The organism is Pantoea anthophila (genome assembly GCF_026104315.1).
Taxonomy (GTDB): Bacteria; Pseudomonadota; Gammaproteobacteria; order Enterobacterales; family Enterobacteriaceae; genus Pantoea; species Pantoea anthophila.
In genome coordinates, this window is sequence record NZ_CP110473.1 from 1,926,295 (window position 1) to 1,944,784 (window position 18,490).

At 58.7% G+C, this 18,490-nt stretch carries 16 protein-coding genes; 9 read left to right on the forward strand and 7 right to left on the reverse strand.

What is annotated here, in order from left to right:
* The first annotated feature begins 28 nt into the window (after nt 1-28).
* From OJ965_RS11480 to OJ965_RS11495, 4 genes are all read left to right on the forward strand, one after another.
* Nucleotides 29-1,363, forward strand: coding sequence for an MFS transporter (locus OJ965_RS11480; RefSeq protein WP_046101878.1), 1,335 nt, complete (start codon nt 29-31; stop codon nt 1,361-1,363).
* A 67-nt stretch (nt 1,364-1,430) separates the two neighbouring features.
* Nucleotides 1,431-2,774, forward strand: a complete 1,344-nt coding sequence (hglS, locus tag OJ965_RS11485) for a 2-oxoadipate dioxygenase/decarboxylase HglS (protein ID WP_265139242.1) — start codon at nt 1,431-1,433, stop codon at nt 2,772-2,774.
* A gap of 364 nt (nt 2,775-3,138) precedes the next feature.
* Entirely contained in the window at nt 3,139-4,659 is a 1,521-nt protein-coding gene (locus OJ965_RS11490) for a carboxylesterase/lipase family protein (protein ID WP_009090097.1), read from the forward strand.
* Nucleotides 4,660-4,876: 217 nt separating this feature from the next.
* Nucleotides 4,877-6,541 carry a methyl-accepting chemotaxis protein gene (locus OJ965_RS11495; RefSeq protein ID WP_009090099.1) on the forward strand — a complete coding sequence of 555 codons (1,665 nt, stop codon included), beginning with the start codon at nt 4,877-4,879 and terminating at the stop codon, nt 6,539-6,541.
* Here OJ965_RS11495 and OJ965_RS11500 read toward each other — a convergent pair.
* Nucleotides 6,499-7,380, reverse strand: coding sequence for a LysR substrate-binding domain-containing protein (locus OJ965_RS11500; protein WP_265139243.1), 882 nt, complete (start codon nt 7,378-7,380; stop codon nt 6,499-6,501). The two genes, OJ965_RS11495 and OJ965_RS11500, sit on opposite strands and share 43 nt — an antisense overlap.
* A 125-nt stretch (nt 7,381-7,505) precedes the next feature.
* Between OJ965_RS11500 and OJ965_RS11505 the strand changes: the two genes are divergently transcribed.
* A complete protein-coding gene (locus OJ965_RS11505; RefSeq protein WP_265139244.1) occupies nt 7,506-8,672 on the forward strand; it encodes a methionine aminotransferase in 1,167 nt (388 codons plus the stop codon).
* Nucleotides 8,673-8,729: 57 nt separating this feature from the next.
* Nucleotides 8,730-9,506, forward strand: a complete 777-nt coding sequence (locus tag OJ965_RS11510) for an ABC transporter substrate-binding protein (protein WP_046101873.1) — start codon at nt 8,730-8,732, stop codon at nt 9,504-9,506.
* A 36-nt stretch (nt 9,507-9,542) separates the two neighbouring features.
* Here the strand turns inward: OJ965_RS11510 and pepT are convergent, their stop codons facing one another.
* Nucleotides 9,543-10,769, reverse strand: a complete 1,227-nt coding sequence (gene pepT / locus OJ965_RS11515) for a peptidase T (RefSeq protein ID WP_265139245.1) — start codon at nt 10,767-10,769, stop codon at nt 9,543-9,545.
* 127 nt (nt 10,770-10,896) lie between these two features.
* Here pepT and OJ965_RS11520 point away from each other — a divergent pair, with 127 nt between their 5' ends.
* Nucleotides 10,897-12,492, forward strand: a complete 1,596-nt coding sequence (locus OJ965_RS11520; RefSeq protein ID WP_265139246.1) for an ABC transporter substrate-binding protein — start codon at nt 10,897-10,899, stop codon at nt 12,490-12,492.
* Nucleotides 12,493-12,538: 46 nt separating this feature from the next.
* Here OJ965_RS11520 and aldA read toward each other — a convergent pair whose 3' ends face one another.
* On the reverse strand, nt 12,539-13,975 hold the full coding sequence (aldA, locus tag OJ965_RS11525) for an aldehyde dehydrogenase (protein ID WP_265139247.1): 1,437 nt from the start codon (nt 13,973-13,975) through the stop codon (nt 12,539-12,541).
* Between the two features lie 197 nt (nt 13,976-14,172).
* Here aldA and OJ965_RS11530 point away from each other — a divergent pair, with 197 nt between their 5' ends.
* Entirely contained in the window at nt 14,173-14,439 is a 267-nt protein-coding gene (locus OJ965_RS11530; protein WP_009090111.1) for a DksA/TraR family C4-type zinc finger protein, read from the forward strand.
* Nucleotides 14,440-14,502: 63 nt separating this feature from the next.
* Here OJ965_RS11530 and OJ965_RS11535 read toward each other — a convergent pair whose 3' ends face one another.
* Together OJ965_RS11535 and OJ965_RS11540 are read right to left on the reverse strand one after the other, a co-directional pair.
* Complete coding sequence (locus OJ965_RS11535; RefSeq protein ID WP_008925225.1) at nt 14,503-14,601, reverse strand: YoaK family small membrane protein; 99 nt, start codon at nt 14,599-14,601, stop codon at nt 14,503-14,505.
* Nucleotides 14,602-14,642: 41 nt separating this feature from the next.
* Nucleotides 14,643-14,966 carry a hypothetical protein gene (locus tag OJ965_RS11540; protein ID WP_265139248.1) on the reverse strand — a complete coding sequence of 108 codons (324 nt, stop codon included), beginning with the start codon at nt 14,964-14,966 and terminating at the stop codon, nt 14,643-14,645.
* 359 nt (nt 14,967-15,325) lie between these two features.
* Here OJ965_RS11540 and rhaT point away from each other — a divergent pair, with 359 nt between their 5' ends.
* Nucleotides 15,326-16,360 carry an L-rhamnose/proton symporter RhaT gene (rhaT, locus tag OJ965_RS11545; RefSeq protein WP_265139249.1) on the forward strand — a complete coding sequence of 345 codons (1,035 nt, stop codon included), beginning with the start codon at nt 15,326-15,328 and terminating at the stop codon, nt 16,358-16,360.
* A 241-nt stretch (nt 16,361-16,601) separates the two neighbouring features.
* On the opposite strand, the gene rhaR is transcribed toward rhaT, so the two are convergent.
* Together rhaR and rhaS are read right to left on the reverse strand one after the other, a co-directional pair.
* Nucleotides 16,602-17,468, reverse strand: coding sequence for an HTH-type transcriptional activator RhaR (gene rhaR / locus OJ965_RS11550; RefSeq protein ID WP_046101868.1), 867 nt, complete (start codon nt 17,466-17,468; stop codon nt 16,602-16,604).
* Nucleotides 17,469-17,479: 11 nt separating this feature from the next.
* Complete coding sequence (rhaS, locus tag OJ965_RS11555; RefSeq protein ID WP_265139250.1) at nt 17,480-18,301, reverse strand: HTH-type transcriptional activator RhaS; 822 nt, start codon at nt 18,299-18,301, stop codon at nt 17,480-17,482.
* Nucleotides 18,302-18,490: the final 189 nt, after the last annotated feature.

Below are 18,490 nucleotides of genomic sequence, written 5' to 3' on the forward strand. Positions count from 1 at the left end.
CGATCCCGTTACTCCCGAGGAGTGTCCATTGACCAGCGTCGAGGCGGTAGATGTCCGCCAGCTTATCAACCAGCAGGGGCTCAGCCACTGGCAAAAGCGGCTTATTGCACTCTGTTTTATCGTGGTGGCACTCGATGGCATGGACATTGCGATTATGGGATTTATCGCGCCAACGCTGAAAGCAGCCTGGGGCGTAAGCAATCATCAGCTGGGGGGCGTCATCAGCGCCGCACTGATCGGCCTGGCACTGGGTGCGATGGTGGCAGGGCCGCTTGCTGACCGTTATGGCCGGCGCATGATGATTATCTTCAGCGTCTTCTTTTTTGGTCTCTGGACGCTGGCAACCGCTTTTTCTCAGAACATCGAACAGATGATGCTGTTTCGCTTTCTGACCGGGCTGGGACTGGGGGCCGCGATGCCCAACGTTGGCACGCTGGTCGCGGAGTATGCGCCCGAACGTCGTCGCGCCTTCATTATCACCGTGGTCTTTTGCGGTTTCACCTTCGGCGCGGCCAGCGGCGGTTTTGCCGCCTCCTGGCTGTTGCCCCGCTATGACTGGCATTCGGTACTGCTGCTGGGCGGTATCCTGCCGCTGCTGGTGCTCCCTTTTCTGATCCGTGGCCTGCCGGAGTCGGTGCGATTTCTGATCGGTCGTGGCGCGCCGGCTGCACGCATTCACGCCATCCTGGAGCGGATGCTGCCGGGTAAAACCGCACCCGACTGCGCCTTTCACGCACCTGAAGCCAGCGTGCCGGTGCGTGGCGCAATCGGTACCGTGCTTTCGCGCCGCTATCTGTTTGGCAGCGTGATGCTGTGGGGCGGCTATTTTATGGGCCTGTTCATGGTCTACCTGATTGGCAGCTGGCTGCCCTCACTGGTTAACACCCTGGGCATGTCGGTCACCGAAGCGGCGATCATTACTGCGATGTATCAGGCGGGTGGGACCCTCGGATCGCTCTTTGCGGGCTGGATGATGGATCGGTTCAACGCCAATCTGGCGCTGGCGGCGATCTACGGCTGTGGCGGCCTGTTTATTGTCGCCCTGGGATTCTCACCGGCCGAAGTGGGTATGATGAGCGCCATCGCTTTTTGCAGTGGCTTTTGCTTTAACGGGGCCAACACCGGGATGAATGCGTTATCTGCCAGCTACTATCCCACCCATGCCCGCGCCACCGGCTCCAGCTGGATGCACGCTGTGGGTCGCGTCGGGGCGATCCTGAGCGCTTTCGTGGGAGCAGAGATGATGTCCCTGGGCTGGTCGTTCAGCGTGATCTTTCTGCTGCTGGCGATACCGGCGGTGATCACCACCCTGATGCTGCTGCTGAAAAACCGTTACGGCTTTAAGCCGATCACAGATTCGTGATTTTTTCCGCTGAGACCGGCGCGTTGCATTACATTAGCTGCAACGCTCACGGTGTCAGGTGGATAAGATGGAAAACTTTCTCAGTGCGGATCGCATCCGTACCCGTTTCTCTCAGGCGATGTCAGGAATGTATCAGCAGGAGGTGCCGCAGTACGGCACGCTGATGCAGCTGGTCGCCACCGTCAACGAACGCACGCTGGACGCAGACTGCGCGCTGAAAGATCGCCTTACGGCCGCAGATGAGATTGACCGGCTCAATATTGAGCGTCACGGTGCCATTCGGGTCGGGACGGCGGATGAACTCGCCACGCTGCGCCAGCTGTTTGCGGTCATGGGCATGTCCCCGGTGGGCTATTACGATCTCTCTCAGGCAGGCGTGCCGGTTCACTCCACCGCGTTCCGACCGGTCGATGACACGGCGCTGCGTCGCAATCCCTTCCGGGTTTTCACCTCACTGTTGCGTCCTGAACTGATCGACGATCCCGCGCTGCGCGAGAAGGCGACAACGATTCTGGCCGCGCGTGACATTTTTACTCCCCGCTGCCGGGCGCTGCTGCGGGTGCATCAGGAGCAGGGCGGCTTCACCGCTGACCAGGCGGAGGCCTTTGTTACCGAAGCGCTGGAAACCTTTCGCTGGCACGCTCACAGCCCTGTCGACAGTCAGACCTATCAGGCGCTTAATCAGCAGCATCGCCTGATCGCCGATGTGGTCTGCTTTCCCGGCTGCCACATCAACCATCTGACGCCGCGCACGCTGGATATCGACCGTGTCCAGCAGCTGATGCCGTCGCGCGGCATCGATCCGAAAACGCTGATCGAGGGGCCGCCACGTCGTCAGGTGCCGATCCTGCTGCGTCAGACCAGCTTCAGGGCGCTTGAAGAAGCGATCATCTTTCAGGATGGACATCCGGGCACCCACACTGCGCGCTTCGGGGAAATTGAGCAGCGAGGCGTTGCGCTGACGCCGAAAGGCCGGGCGCTCTACGACAGGCTGCTGAGTGAGGCGGGCAGCGGTCAGGATAACGAGCAGCATCAGCAGCACCTGGCCGCGATTTTCCGCGACTTCCCCGACGATGAGACGACGCTGCGTCAGCAGGGGCTGGCCTGGTTCCATTATCGCCTGAGTGAAAAGGGCATGATGACACCGCCCGCTCAGGGTGAATCCCTGGATACCCTGATTGCCCAGGGCCGGGTGGTGGCCGATCCCATCGTCTATGAGGATTTTCTGCCGGTCAGTGCGGCGGGGATCTTTCAGTCTAACCTGGGGGACCAGGCGCAGGTGCGTTCTGCGGGACAGGCGAGCCGACAGACCTTTGAGGCGGCGCTGGGCTGTGAGGTGCTGGATGAGATGGCGCTTTACGAAGCGCGCCAGCAGCGCTCGCTGGCGCAGTGTGGGTTACGCCCGGCATAGATCCAGCGCAGATTCACGTTGTCTGCTGACCCGTGCCGGTAAAGCGCAAATCCTCGCTTTACCGGCCTGCACAGGTTTAGCGCTGTGATTACCCCGATTGATTAATGCCATCAGCGGGTCCGGTGGGCCAGCTGGCGGGGAAAACCGTCAGTCACCCCCTCAGCGCTGTGCGGCCACATCACTCTCCCGCCATTTTAAAGATAAACAGAATTAATCGGAAACCGCCCCTGACTCCCGCAACTGGCTGCTGAGCATGATGAGGGCTGCCGGGCGTTGTTCAGCATATTCTGCAAATCCCGCCTGAACCTGGACAATGCAGACGGGCCTGCAAATAATGGAGGAACGAGTAAACAGGGAATCAGGAATGAAAAACGAAACAGGTCTGAGGATCATGACTGCCGAAGGGGAGTTACGTGGAAGCATGGACGATGACCTTTTCGTATTCAAAGGCATACCTTATGCAGCCCCGCCCGTGGGCGCGTTACGCTGGCGGCCACCCCAGCCGGTCACACCCTGGCAGCAGGTGCGTGACGCGACACAGTTTGGTGCCTCCGGCTGGCAGAATCGGGCCTGGTGTGAGGCTGTCGGCGGAGGCAATCCCGGCGAGTTCAGTGAAGACTGCCTCTATCTTAACGTCTGGACACCCGATGTGGAGCCAGCCCGACCGCTGCCGGTGATGGTCTGGCTGCATGGCGGTGGCTTTACCATTGGCGCAGGCGGACTGGCCCCCTATAACGGCAAACCCCTGGCGTCACGTGGCGCAGTGGTGGTGACCCTGAACTACCGGCTGGGCCATCTCGGCTTCTTCTCTCATCCCGCGCTGGATGCGGAATACCCTGTTGCCGGCACGGTGAACAATTTTGGTCTGCTCGACCAGATCGCCGCCCTGCAATGGGTTCAGCGCAATATTCCCGCTTTTGGCGGCGACCGTCGCAATGTGACCCTGTTCGGTGAATCGGCCGGTGCGCGCAGCGTGCTGTCACTCTGCTGTTCGCCGCTGGCGGAAGGGTTGTTTCACAAGGGCATTGTCCAGAGCGCCTACAGCCTGCCCGATACCCCACTGAAAAAGGCGCGTCAGCAGGGTGTGGCGGTGGCACGACACTTTGGCCTGCCGCCTGATGTCACCGCAGAGCAGTTGCGCGCGCTGCCTGCTGATGCCTTCTGGTCGCTGGAGGGGACGCTGGCGATCCCGCCGGTGCCGATTGCCGGGGACGCCGTTCTGCCCGAGCCGATGCTGAAAACCTTCCTGGCGGCTAAACAGCACCGTCTGCCGCTGATGGCGGGCAGCAATAGTGATGAGGCCAGCGTACTGGACTATTTTGGTGTGGATGCCACTGCCGTGCTGCATCAGTTGCGTGACAAAAACCGGCTGACCTACCGGACACTTAAATGGATGTATGACATCCATGACGACCGACTGCTGGGACGGGCCGTGGCGCGCGATATGGCCTTCAGCCTGATGCCGTGGCTGGTGATGCGGGCGCAGTATCGTGTCGGCATGCCGGGCTGGCGCTACTGGTTTGATTATGTCTCTGAGCACGCCCGCGACCTCTATCCTCATGGTGCCTGGCACGGTAATGAAGTGCCGTATGTGCTGGATACGCTGAGTCAGATGCCCGACCCCAACGAAGCCCGGCCGTTCAGTGAGGCGGACAGGGCGTTTGCGGCGCAGGTCAGCGACTACTGGTTCAGATTTGCCCGCGACGCCACGGAATATACGCACCAGCTGGACGGTGAGGTAGTCTGGCCCGCGTGGCACCCCGGCAATGACGTGACAATGTCACTTGGTGACGACCGCCAGCATGCCCTGAAGCTGAAGCGAAACTTTATGCGTGCCCGTCTGCGCCTCTTCCGGTTACTGATGACGCGCATGGTCAGGCTTTAGTGGGGATTTAATGATTAGCTCGCTAACCATTAAATAAAGCGAATGGAAAAAATCTGCTTTTTTAATCCTAACTGATTGATATAGCGTTTTTTTAACCGAAATCTGACATCCGGACGCTGTAAAATATTAGGTAACAAAACAGTTACATCTTCACAATTCCATGCCGATAAACCTCCTATGCCCGACACTTGCGGGTCAACGTGTATAGGATTTTGGTATGGGAATGCTTAAAAATTTTACCATCAGAGCAGTGATGCTCTCCATTCTGGGACTGTTCTGCTTACTCTGGAGCGGCGTCGGGCTCTATAGCATCCACTCGCTTGGCGCGCTGAGCGAAGGCAATGATGTTGACCGTCATCTGGTTGAACAGATGACGGTTCTGAGCAAAGGGAACGATCAATATTTCCGCGTCGTGACGCGCCTGTCGCGCGTTATGGAAGGTAAAGCTGCCGGTAAAACATTAACGGATGAAGCCTATGCCCCGGTGCAGCAGGCGCTGGACAGCATGACGCAGCAACTGGCGCGCTTTAAGCAGCTGGCACCGGGCCCGATGAACCCGGAGGTGGTGGATAGCGTGATTCAGAGCTGGCAGAAACTGCTGGACGAAGGCGTGACCCCGCAGCTGCAGCTGGCCCGTCAGGCGTCGCCGGATGCCTATCGCCAGCAGGCGAACAACGTGACCCCGCCGCTGAGCCGCGCCTTTGGCGTGAGTGCCGACAAATTTAACCAGGGTGCGGCTGAAAAACTCGATACCACCCGCGTGGAGGTCGATCATCTCACCTCCATTACCAAGACGATTATCACCATTGCAGTGATCATCGGCCTGCTGATTCTGCTGTTTACCGATCGCTATCTGGTGGCGATGCTGGTGCGTCCGCTGGAGAGCATCCGCACGCACTTCGCGGTCATTGCCACGGGCGATCTGAGCCAGCCGGTGACCGATTTTGGCCGCAACTGCGTCGGTAAACTGGTGCCGCTGTTGGGTGCCATGCAGGACAGCCTGCGCGAAGCGGTCAGTGCGATTCGCAACGGCACGGAAAATATCTCCCGTGGCGCGGCGGAGATCTCTGCCGGAAACAACGATCTCTCCTCCCGTACCGAAGAGCAGGCCTCCGCGCTGGAACAGACCGCGGCCAGCATGGAGGAACTGACGGCGACCGTGAAATTTAACGCCGACAATGCGCGCCAGGCCAGCCTGCTGGCCGAGACCGCGACCACGACAGCGCAGCGTGGTGGTCAGCTGGTGAGTGAAGTGATCAGCACCATGGATGGCATCTCCGGCAGCTCGAAGAAAATTGCTGAGATCACCAACGTCATTAACGGTATCGCCTTCCAGACCAACATTCTGGCCCTCAACGCCGCGGTTGAAGCGGCGCGTGCCGGGGAACAGGGGCGCGGATTTGCGGTGGTGGCTTCAGAGGTGCGGAGTCTGGCTCAGCGCAGTGCTAACGCCGCCAAAGAGATCGCCACGCTAATTGAAGAGTCGGTTCAGCGGGTGGATAAAGGCGCCGAACTGGTCAGCACCACGGGTGGCACCATGAACAACATCCTGAAATCGGTGCAGGATGTGGATGCCATCATGAAACAGATCGCCTCTGCCTCGGAAGAGCAGAGCAAGGGCATCTCTCAGGTTGGCACGGCAGTGACCGAAATGGACAGCGTGACCCAGCAGAACGCCTCACTGGTCGAAGAGGTCTCTGCGGCAGCCAGTGCGCTCGCACTGCAGACGGAAGCGCTCCAGGCGTCAGTGTCGAAGTTCCGTCTTTCCGGCACCAGCCAGCCTGCGCCGGTCATCAGCCACAAGCCCACCGCGCCGAAAGCGCCGGCGCTGAGCGTGGCTCAGGCTAAACCTGTGGATAATGGCGACTGGGTCACCTTCTGATCCCGGCACAGCCACGCCACCAGTTCCGCCAGGAAGGGGGGCGCATCCTGCGGCGCCCGCTGCAGTAGACTGTAAACGGCGCCGGTTTTCACCTCGCCAGCGAACGGCTTAATCAGCCTGCCGCTGGCGATGTCACTCTCCACCAGATTGCTGTCGGCAATCGCCACCCCGAATCCCTGAATCGCCGCGCTGATCGCTAAGTCCATGGTGGAAAAATGCTGATTGCGCGGCATCTTCAGCGTCACCTGCTGCGCCTCCAGCCAGCACTGCCAGTCACGTTTGTCCTCTGTGGGATGCAGAAACGTCATCGACTCCAGCGCCGCCAGGTCGTCTGGTGCGGGCTGAACCGCCGCCATGACCGGCGTCAGTGATTCGCTGAACAGGGTGATCCCGTCGGGCTGTGGCTTGCCATAAACAATTGCCGCATCAAAGTTTCCCAGCCGGGCTGCGTGATCCAGCGTGGTGGTCAGCGCCACATGCAGTTCCGGCCGCTGCTGCTCCAGCGCGATCAGCCGGGGAACCAGCCAGCGCATCGCGCAGCTCGGCGCTTTCAGCCGAATGCTGACCTGCGTGCGGCGCACCTTCTCGCTGGCCTGCACCATCATCTCAAATCCCTGACGTAATTCCGGCAGCAGCGCGCTGCCCTGGGCGGTCAGCCGCAGCCCGCGGGCATGACGGTCAAACAGCGTTACCCCCAGCCACTGCTCCAGCGCGGCAATTTTGCGGCTCACGGCCCCCTGAGTCAGACAGAGTTCACCCGCCGCGTGGGTCAGGTTGAGATGGCGGGCGGTCACCAGAAAAGCGTGGATGGCATTAAGCGGCAGCGATGAGCGCGACACGATAAACCTCAGCTATGCATTTTTGTCATGGCTATTATGACGACATTTCGCTTGCCGACTCAAGCCGCAGCCCGTTGAATAGTTTTTTACCGGATCAGACCGGCTATGTTTCTGATGGAGAGAGTATGTCCCTGACAACGCCTGTTGCTGTTCACTCAAAACTGCCGGATGTCGGCACCACTATTTTTAGCGTGATTGGCCAGCTGTCAGCGCAGCATCAGGCGATTAACCTGTCGCAGGGCGCACCGGGCTTTCCCTGTGACCCGGCGCTGGTCGCCTCCGTCAGCCGCGCGATGGAGGAGGGGCACAATCAGTATGCTCCCATGATGGGGCTGCCCGCTCTGCGTGAAGCGCTCGCCACGAAAGTCGAGGTGCTTTATGGCGGGAAATACGATCCCGCCAGCGAAGTGCTGATCACCGGCAGCGCCAGTCAGGGGATCTATATGGCGATCACCGCGCTGGTGCATCAGGGGGATGAGGTGATCTTCTTTGAGCCAGCCTTCGACAGCTATGCGCCAGTCGTCCGGTTGCAGGGCGGAAAGCCGGTCGGGCTGAAGCTGGCGGTGCCTTCCTTTGCGATCGACTGGGAGGCATTACGGGCTGCGATTACGCCGCGCACTCGCATGATCATCATCAATACGCCACACAACCCCAGCGCGCAGGTGCTGACGTCTGAGGATCTGAACCAGCTGGCAGCCTTAATCCGCAACACAGACATCGTGGTGCTCTCGGATGAGGTTTACGAGCACATTCTGTTTGATGGCCGCCCGCACTGCGGGATGGCGACGCATCCGGAGCTGGCTGCGCGCAGCGTCATCGTCTCCTCGTTTGGCAAAACCTTTCACGTTACCGGCTGGCGGGTGGGCTACTGTCTGGCCCCGGCGGCGCTGATGACCGAACTGGTTAAAGTGCATCAGTTCATGATGTACGCCGCCGATACGCCGATGCAGGTGGGCTTCGCACACTATCTGCAGACACCGGATCATTATCTGTCGCTCAGCGCGTTCTATCAGCAGAAACGCGACCGGCTGATTGCGCTGATGCAGGATTCGCCCTTCAGGCTGCTGCCGAGCGCCGGTTCGTTCTTTATGCTCGCCAGCTACGGACATTTCAGTGACGAACCCGACAGTGAAATGGTAAAACGTCTTATCGTCGATCACGGCGTGGCGACCATTCCGCTGTCGGCGTTTTATATGGATGGCACAGACAACAAACTGATTCGTCTCTCTTTTGCAAAGGACGAGGCGACGCTGGAAGCTGGCGCAGCAGCGCTGAGTGCGTTTTCCTGCTGAATCACGCGACAGCGTGAAGCAGGGGAAACGGGTAAATAATACTTTTCGGGGCTAATAATGAAGAAACTGAACGCGCTTTTCCTCGCTCTGGGCATGATGACATCGCTACAGGCACTGGCACAGGATTTACGTTACGGCGTGGAATCACAATATCCCCCGTTTGAAAGCCGCAACGCGAAGGGCGAACTCGAAGGCTTTGATATTGAGCTGGGCAATGCAATCTGTCAGGCGGGCAAATTTACCTGCCACTGGGTTGAGAGCAGCTTTGATGCGCTGATCCCGGCGCTGCAGGCAAAGAAGTTTGACGCGATTAACTCGGCGATGAACATTACTGAAGCCCGCGCCAGAAGCATCGCCTTTACCCAGCCCATCTACCGTATTCCGACAATGTTAGTGGCGAAGACCGGCGAGAATCTGGCCCCGACCGCTGACGGTCTGAAGGGCAAAAATATCGGGGTTCTGCAGGGGTCCATTCAGGAAACTTACGCGAAGAAGCACTGGGAGCCGCAGGGCGTGACGGTGACCTCTTATCAGGATCAGAACCAGGTTTACAACGACATGGTCGCGGGGCGTCTTGACGGCACGCTGGTGATGTCTGCTGCCGGTCAGTCCGGCTTTCTCGATAAGCCACAGGGCAAAGGTTTCGGCTTTGTCGGCAAACCGGTCGAGGATGACGCGATTCTTGGTTCCGGCATCGGCTACGGACTGCGTAAGGATGACACCCAGCTGAAACAGTCGCTGGATGCGGCAATTGCCAAAGTGCAGAGCGATGGCACCATTAAAAAGCTGGCGGAGAAGTATTTCCCTGGCATTGATGTCAGCGCGAAACCCTGACCTTAATCGGGCGCGAAATGCGCCCGATTTTCCGCTTTACTCTGCCGCCAGATGGCAGAGTTTCTCCGCGACCTGATAGGACTTCACAAACGAGGAGATGGGCAGAAACTCAAAGCGCGAATGGAAATTATGCGCGCCGGTAAAGAAGTTTGGCGTCAGCAAGCCTTTGGCCGAGAGGGCCGCGCCGTCCGTTCCTCCGCGCATCGGGATCACTTTGGGTTCAATCTCCAGCGCGGCAAAGGCCGTGAAGATCAGATCGATCGCCCGCCGATCCTCTCCCAGCGCATTGCTGATGTTGCTGTAGATATCGCTGATGGTGATGCTGACCTCACCGGTCGGATAACGCGCCGCAATATCCCTGGCTGCCGCTTCTAACTGCTGTTTGCGTGCCGCAAAGCGGGTCAGGTCAAAATCGCGGATGGAGGCTTTCAGGGTCGCCCGGCTGGCGTTGGCCTGAATCTCGTTAAACCAGATATAGCCTTCACGTCCTTCGGTATGCTCCGGGGTCTGCTGGCGGTCAAACAGGCTGATATAGTCGTGCGCCATCAGCAGGGGATTCACCAGCACCCCTTTGCCCGACATCGGATGCGCCGGAACGCCGGTAAACACGATTTCTGCGGCGGCGCCATTGAAGTTCTCATAGACCACTTCGCCCAGTTCACAGCAGTCGATGGTCCAGGCAAAGTCCACGTTAAAGCGCGTTTCCAGATCCAGCGCTTTCGCCCCGCGCAGGCCGATCTCCTCATCCGGCACAAAGGCCACCACGATATCGCCATGATCGCCGCTGAGGTTTGCCATCAGCGTCATGACCACAGCCACGGCGGCTTTGTTGTCTGCGCCCAGCACGCTGGTGCCGTCGCTGAAAATAACCGGCTCACCGATGTAGGGCGCGATCTCCGGATGTTCATCGCGGCGCAGCCAGATATCCTGCTGTGCGTTGAGACAGAGATCTTCGCCCTGCCAGGTGAGGATCTGCGGATGGATATCGGGCGACAGACCGACATCAACGGTGTCGATATGGGTAATAAAGCCGATGCGTGGCGCGTCAGGGCGGTTGCCGCGCTTCACGGCGGTCACGGTGGCATGTTCATCCACCACCACCTGATCCAGTCCCAGCGCACGCAGCTCCTCCGCCAGCAGGGCAGCCATGGCGTGCTGGCTCGGTGTGCTGGGCAGGGTGGTGGATTTGGCATCGCTCTGGCTGCTGACGGCGAGGTAACGGAAAAAACGTTCGGTGAGCTGAGACTCAGGTTTGTCTGTCATCACTATTCCTTATTAGTCAGCTACAGGCAGGGTTCGCTATGGTGCCGAATCGTGCTATCAATGAAGCATCTGAATGATTCATTTAGATATTGTGCCCACCAGAAGTCAATACAAAGCGAGGATGATAATGAAAACAAAGATAGCCACCTTAGCGCTGATGACGGCAGGCGTCGCGCTGGCTGGCAGCGTGAACGCCAGAACCCTGGTTTACTGCTCTGAAGGTTCGCCAGAAAACTTCAATCCTCAGCTCTACACCTCCGGGACCAGTGTGGATGCCAGCGCCGTGCCGGTGTTCAACCGGCTGGTGGACTTCACCCCCGGCACCACCGAGCTGGTGCCCAGTCTGGCTGAACGCTGGGAGATCAGCCCTGACGGCAAGGTCTATACCTTCCATCTGCGGCAGAACGTAAAGTTTCAGAGTAATAAGGCGTTTAAACCCAGCCGCGACTTTAACGCCGATGATGTGATTTTCTCGTTTATGCGCCAGATGGACCCGAAAAACCCCTACCACAACGTCTCTGGCGGCACCTACTCGAACTTTGAAAGTCTGGAACTCTCCACCCTGATCAAAAGCATCGACCGGGTTGACGATCACACCGTCCGCTTTACGCTCTCACATTCTGAAGCGCCGTTTCTGGCCGATCTCGCCTGGTATTTCGCCTCTATCCACTCAGCCGAATATGCTGATGCCATGCTGAAGGCGGGGACGCCGGAGAAGGTGGATATGAATCCGATTGGCACCGGTCCGTTTGAGCTGGTGCAGTATCAGAAGGATTCACGCATTCTTTACAAGGCGTTTCCGGACTACTGGCAGGGCAAGGCGAAGATTGATCGGCTGGTGTTCAGCATTACGCCGGATGCTTCCGTGCGGTATGCCAAACTGGAGAAGAACGAGTGTCAGGTGATGCCGTTCCCTAATCCCGCCGATCTGGAGAAGATGCGCGCTAACCCCGATATCACCCTGGAACAGAAGGCGGGGCTGAACACCGGTTTCCTGGCGTTTAACACCACTAAAGCTCCCACCGACAATGTCAAAGTGCGCCAGGCGCTGGCAATGGCCATTAACAAACCGGCCATCATCGAGGCGATTTTCAAAGGCACCGGCACGGTCGCAAAAAATATCCTGCCGCCGGGCGTCTGGAGCGCCGATAAGGATCTGAAAGATTACGACTACGATCCAGAGCAGGCCAAAGTTTTGTTGCAGCAGGCGGGGGTCAAACCGGGCACGGAGATCGCGCTCTGGGCGATGCCGGTGCAGCGCCCCTATAACCCTAACGCGCGCCGCATGGCGGAGATGATTCAGGCGGACTGGGCCAAAGTCGGCATCAAAGCCAGCATCGTCAGCTACGAGTGGGGCGAGTACCTGAAACGGGTACGCAGCGGCGAGCATCAGGCGGCACTCATGGGCTGGACCACTGCGACCGGCGATCCGGATAACTTCTTTGGCCCGCTTTACAGCTGCACGTCGGCACAGGGCGGGTCTAACTCGTCGAAATGGTGCTATCAGCCATTTGAAAAGTTAATTACCGAAGCGCGTGCCGAACCGGATCAGGGCAAACGCACCGCACTCTATCTGCAGGCGCAGCAGATGATGCATGACCAGATGCCCGCGGTGATGATTGCGCACTCGACGATCTTCGAGCCGGTGCGCAAATCGGTCAGCGGCTATCAGGTCGATCCCTTTGGCAAACACATCTTCTATCCGGTCGACATCAATCAGTGAGTCGCGAACAGAAAGATTAAACGGGCCGCCTGTGCGGCCCGTTTTGTTAATGGCCCTGCAGATAGGCGACATGGGTCTGCAGATAGGCCTCCAGACCATGTTTACCATCGGCACCGCCAATGCCCGATTTGCGCCATCCGGCATGAAAGCCCTGCATGGCCTCAAAATTTTCACGGTTAACATAGGTTTCGCCAAACTTCAGCTTACGCAGGGCATAGAGCGTGGTGTTGAGATCCTGCGTATAGAGGGAAGAGGTCAGCCCATACTGGCAGTCGTTCGCCAGGGCTATCGCCTCATCCAGCGTTTTGAAGCTCATCACCGGCAGCACAGGCCCGAATATCTCCTCCTGCATAATCGGCATCTCCTGACGAACCCCGGTCAGCAGCGTGGGCTGGAAGAAAAAGCCTTTCTCGCCGGCGCGCCGGCCGCCCAGCACCACGCTGGCACCTGCGGCGACCGCCTCAGCCACCTTCTGCTCAACGCGATCGCGTGCCGCAGCGCTGATCAGCGGCCCCATATCAACATCGCTCTGTTCGGCGGGGTCACCCAGGGTCACCTGCTGAAAAGCCGCCGTGAGCGCGTTGATAAAGCGGTCATAAATCGCCTCCTGCACATAGAGCCGTTCAACGCAGTTACAGACCTGGCCGCTGTTTATCATTCGCGAAGCGACGATGGCGCGCACGGCCAGCTCCAGGTCAGCATCCGCCATGACAATCGCCGGGGCCTTACCGCCCAGCTCCAGGGAGACGCTGGTGACGTTCTGTGCCGCGGCCTGCATGGTGGCGATGCCGGCACCGACGCTACCCGTCAGGCTGACCAGGCCGACTTTCGGGTTTGCCGCCAGCTCCTGGCCCACGTCCTGCCCGAAACCATAGACGATATTGATCACCCCAGCGGGCAGGCCTGTCTGCTGCAGAATATCGGCGAAGATCGCCGCATTGTTTGGCGTCAGCTCACTGGGTTTAATGACGATGGTGTTGCCGGTGATCAGGGCAGGTGCGGCTTTACGGGCGATCAGGAAGAAGGGGAAATTCCACGGCAGTATCCCGGTTGTCACCCCAATCGCCTTTCTGAACAGGAAGATATGCTCACCGGGTCGGTCGCTGTTGATGATTTCGCCTTCATAACGCCGCGCCCACTCCGCCATGTAATCGAGATAGTCGGCGGTAAACAGCACTTCGGTCTTCGCCAGTCCCTGCGTTTTTCCGCCTTCGGCCACAATCGTGGCCGTCAGCTCCGGTTCGCGCTCACGGATGGCCGAGGCGATTTTATGCAGCCAGAGACCACGCTCTACCGCAGGCAGCGCCTCCCAGTCCGGCTGAGCGGCTTCTGCCGCGTGGATGGCAAGACGGGCGTCCTCACGACTTCCCTGCGGGATGCGTGACAGCAACGCCTCGGTGGCCGGGTTGATCACCTCAATCCACTGGTCACCCTGCGAACCGACAAACTGGCCATTAATGTAATGTTGATGATGTGTTGTCATTTACTTAACTCTCCGCTATCGACACGTTGCAGTAATGTGATTGCAGGGTGAAGCAGATGCGGGCGGGTGACCTTATGCTGAGTGCCAGTGGCGGCGTCTGGCTGGCAGCCAGTGACAGATAGTGCGCTGCTCTGCGGCAAAAACGTCAATATGTTGTAGATTTATAGAAGCAATGAAATGAAAAAAGGGGGTGTATCATGGCTAACGGATGGGCGTCAGAAGGCGCAGTACAGGAGCAGATTGACAGCACCGTCAATGATGGCATCGAGCGGGTGAGGCAGTCGCTCGGTCATGGCGAAAGCGCGACCGAATGTGAACTCTGTGGCGAGCCGATTCCTGAAGCCCGCCGCCAGGCGCTGAAAGGGGTACGCTACTGCGTAGCCTGTCAGGAAAAAATCGATAAACAGCAGCAGACCAGCAGTTTATACAACCGTCGGGGCAGTAAAGACAGTCAGCTGCGCTAACCGTGACCCGCAGTCGGCCACGCCGGGGGACGGGCAGCGCGCGTCACGCTGCTGCCTTAGCCGTTACGAGCCTGGCATGGCCAGACCGCTGCCGATAAACCACGCCAGAAAGCCGACGCCTGCCACAATGATGGCGATCGGAAACAGGATGCCAATTCTCATACTCTACCTGCTGCAAACAGCACTATGGGGGCGCAATCTTATCATGAGATCTGCAGCACTGCGCGATGGGTTTTCAGCAGCGTAAAGAGCTGAAACTGCGTGGCCTCCGTCTCCTCCCTTAACACCTCTCCCTTCTTATACACAATATGCTCGATATGCCCCAGCTGACGCCAGACCACAATCGCGGAGGCGATCAGCGCGCAGTGCTGCTCCGCCTGTATACATTCGATGGTGGCGTAGTGGGCTTCATCCATGCCATTCACAAACACCTTTAGCGCCTCAGCAGGCACTATCGCGCGGATATCATCCAGCATCACCCGGCTGACTGCCTGCGAAAGAAACAGTGTTAACCACTTAGTCGTCATCCTGAACCCTGAACCGATCAATTTTCCCCAGTGTATACGACCTTGCAGGTGGGAATGAAAGGCTTCTTTGCGCCTCTGCCACGCGGGTGGCGTACATGGCAGTGACGCGGGAATTGTGCTGCGCCACACAGCAGAAAGGGGAAAAACAGTGAATTATAAGGCACTTACCCGTTCAGGCAGCCCGGCCTCTGACAACTGCAGAATTGTGATCCCTGACAGCAGCATCGGGTCAATATTGCCACTCCGCGCGGGCTTCCGGCATTCATCCAAAGGCTGAGGAATCGATGCAAACCGTAGACTGCCTGCTGAGCGGAAGCTGATCGCTTTCCGACAGACCTCAACCAAACCGGGGAATAACAATGAACAGTGCCATTATTGCGGGGATTTTCTGGCATTTTGTCGGCGCTGCCAGCGCCGCGTGTTTCTACGCGCCGTTTAAGCAGGTAAAACGATGGTCCTGGGAAACCATGTGGTCGGTGGGGGGCCTGATCTCCTGGCTGATCCTGCCGTGGGCGGTCAGTGCCATTCTGCTGCCCGACTTCCGGGCTTATTACAGCAGCTTCACGCTGTCGCAGCTGACACCCGTGTTTCTCTTCGGCGCGATGTGGGGCATCGGTAATATCAACTACGGACTGACCATGCGCTATCTCGGCATGTCGATGGGCATCGGCATCGCGATTGGTATTACGCTGGTGGTCGGCACGCTGATGACGCCGCTGCTGCAGGGGCGCTTTGGCGAGTTATTTGCCTCTGCGGGGGGGCGGCTGACCTTAATGGGCGTGCTGGTGGCCCTGGCTGGCGTCGGGATTGTGTCGCGTGCCGGATTGCTGAAGGAACGGGCGCTGGGGATCAACGCCGAAGAGTTTAATCTCAGGAAGGGTCTGCTGCTGGCGGTAATGTGCGGCATCTTCTCGGCGGGGATGTCCTTTGCGATGGATGCCGCGAAGCCGATGCATCAGGCCGCCGCGAATCTGGGGATCGACCCGCTCTATGTGGCGTTACCCAGCTATGTGATCATCATGGGCGGTGGGGCGCTGGTGAACCTGGGCTTCTGCTTCTGGCGGCTGGCTACCCGACCCGATCTGTCAGTTCGCAGGGACTTTTCCGTCGCCAGGCCGCTGCTTATTGCTAATACCGCGTTCGCCGTGCTTGGCGGCACCATGTGGTATCTGCAGTTTTTCTTTTACGCCTGGGGCCACGCCCGAATCCCGCCGCAGTATGACTATGTCAGCTGGATGCTGCACATGAGCCTGTATGTGCTGTGCGGGGGACTGGTAGGCCTGCTGTTGAAAGAGTGGAAGTCAGCGGGACGCCGCCCGGTCAGTGTGTTATCGATTGGCTGCGTGGTCATTATCATCGCGGCAAACATCGTTGGGCTGGGTATGGCAGCGTAAGCCGCAGGCTTCCTGCGGCGCGGAGGAGAACGGGCCTGTCTGACAGGCTCGTTCCGGGCGTTCTCAGGCGGTAATATCGTGCCTGCACAGGGAACAGGGTCAGATCGGAAAGTCGCTTAAGCCATCCATGGCCGCTCGGCCCGCGCCGTCCCTGGCGCGGGACGCTTTCCTCCTCTGACCCTGTTCCCTGTGTTTTGTACTTTTGCGCTGCGGTATCCAGCGCTCTGGTCTGACGCCCGTGTTATTCCGGTTCGGCGCTTTTCAGCGCTGGCCCGGAGGGGAGAAATCGCTGACGCCAGGCACTGGGTGTCAGGCCGGTTTCACGCGTGAAAACCACGGAAAAATAGTTACTGTCATCAAAGCCGCAGCGGGCCGCCACTTCGCTGATCAGGCACGCCTGCGTTCGCAGCAGATATTTTGCCTGACAGAGCTGTAACTGACGCAGGTAATGGCCGATGGTCATCCCGGTCTGCTGACGGAAAAGCTGTTTCAGCGCCCGTTCGCTCAGCTGGTTTTGCTGGCAGAACGCAGCCAGATCAAACGGCCGGGAAATCGCCCCCTGCAACGCTGACATCAGCAGATCGAGCTGTTCCCCCTCCGGCAGAACCCAGGGGCGATCGGCGGCGTAACCGTGGCGCCGCAGAATCAGCACCAGCTGCAGAAACAGGGCTTCAGAGAGCTGAACCGACAGGGGATCGCTCTTGCGACTTTCACGCTCCAGCTGGCTGATCACACCGCGCGCCAGCCCCATACCGCGCGTAGTCAGACGCCAGCAGCCAGGGGCTTCGGGGCCCTGTGGCGGCAGCAGGCTATCCCAGTCAAGCGCCAGACCAAAGCGATCGCGGCAGTAGAGGATGTTATCCAGCACCAGGTCGTTAACGCTGTCGTAACTATGGCAGTCGCTGTCGCGGATAAAAAAGAGGTCGCCGCAGGTGATGAGCCAGGGGCGATCGTTGAGGACGTGCAGGCCATTACCGCGCCAGACGATGACGATTTCGCTGAACTCGTGTCGGTGCGGCGGAAAAGAGGGCTGTGGCATCCTTTCGGCAACCGCCACCGGTAAACTGGGGGCGGGAAAATAGTCATCACGACTGAGTATCAACGCCATAGTCGGCTCCTTTACCTCATCTGCTGGCGCTCCGCTCGCGGGGCGCAGCCAAATTCGCGCCTGAACAGGGTAGAGAAATGGTTGCTGTCTCCAAATCCACACTGGAAGGCGATGTCGGTAATGCGCAGATCGCTGTGACGCAGCAGGTGACGCGCCTGTAACAGGCGCAGACGGTTCAGATAACGCTGCGGCGTACTGCCGGTCTGCTGCTTCATCTGTCGGTGCAGCGTTCGCAGCGACAGAGAGAAACGATCGGCCAGTTCATCCCAGACAATCTCGTCACTGTAATGATCCGCCAGCCAGTCCAGCAGGCGATGCAGACGCGCCTCCTGATCCTGACGACCGCCATCACGACAGGCTTCACGTAACAGCACCAGCAGCTGTAAAAAGAGCTGCTCCTGCCGCGCCTGCCTGTCCAGTGACCAGGCCTCGTGCTGCTGCATCTGCGCTGCCACACTCAGGGCCTGCGCCATCACCTTCTGATTGATGCGCCAGTGAGAAGGATAATCCCCATCCCGTTCGCACGGCAGCAGCGCCTGCAATCCGGAGAGAAAACGGAACGCGCCGGGGCTGCGATAGAGCACATTGGTCAGGCAGAGGTTATCCGTCTGTTCATAAAGATGACGATCGTGATCGCGGACAAAGCAGACACAGCCGGCGCAGAGCGCTTGTGGCTGACCATTGAACACATGAATCCCGGCACCGTGCTCAACCAGAACGATTTCATGAAAATCATGATGATGCTCCGGAAAGGGGGCCTGGGGGATGCGGGGTTCAATCGCAATCGCGTAATTGCCGTCAGGAAAAAAATCCGCACTGTGCAACAGAGTCATGATCGTCCCTCACTGATTAACAAAACTGCAACGCAGTCTAATCAGGACACCGTAACCTTACCTTGAATTTTCAGCACGTCTCAGCAGGAATCCTGCTGATTTTTCAAGAAATCCCCGGTAGTTAACAGATTTGCGGCAGGGGTCACATCGTGCTTACTGCTGCCTCTGTGATCTCTCTCACGACATTCT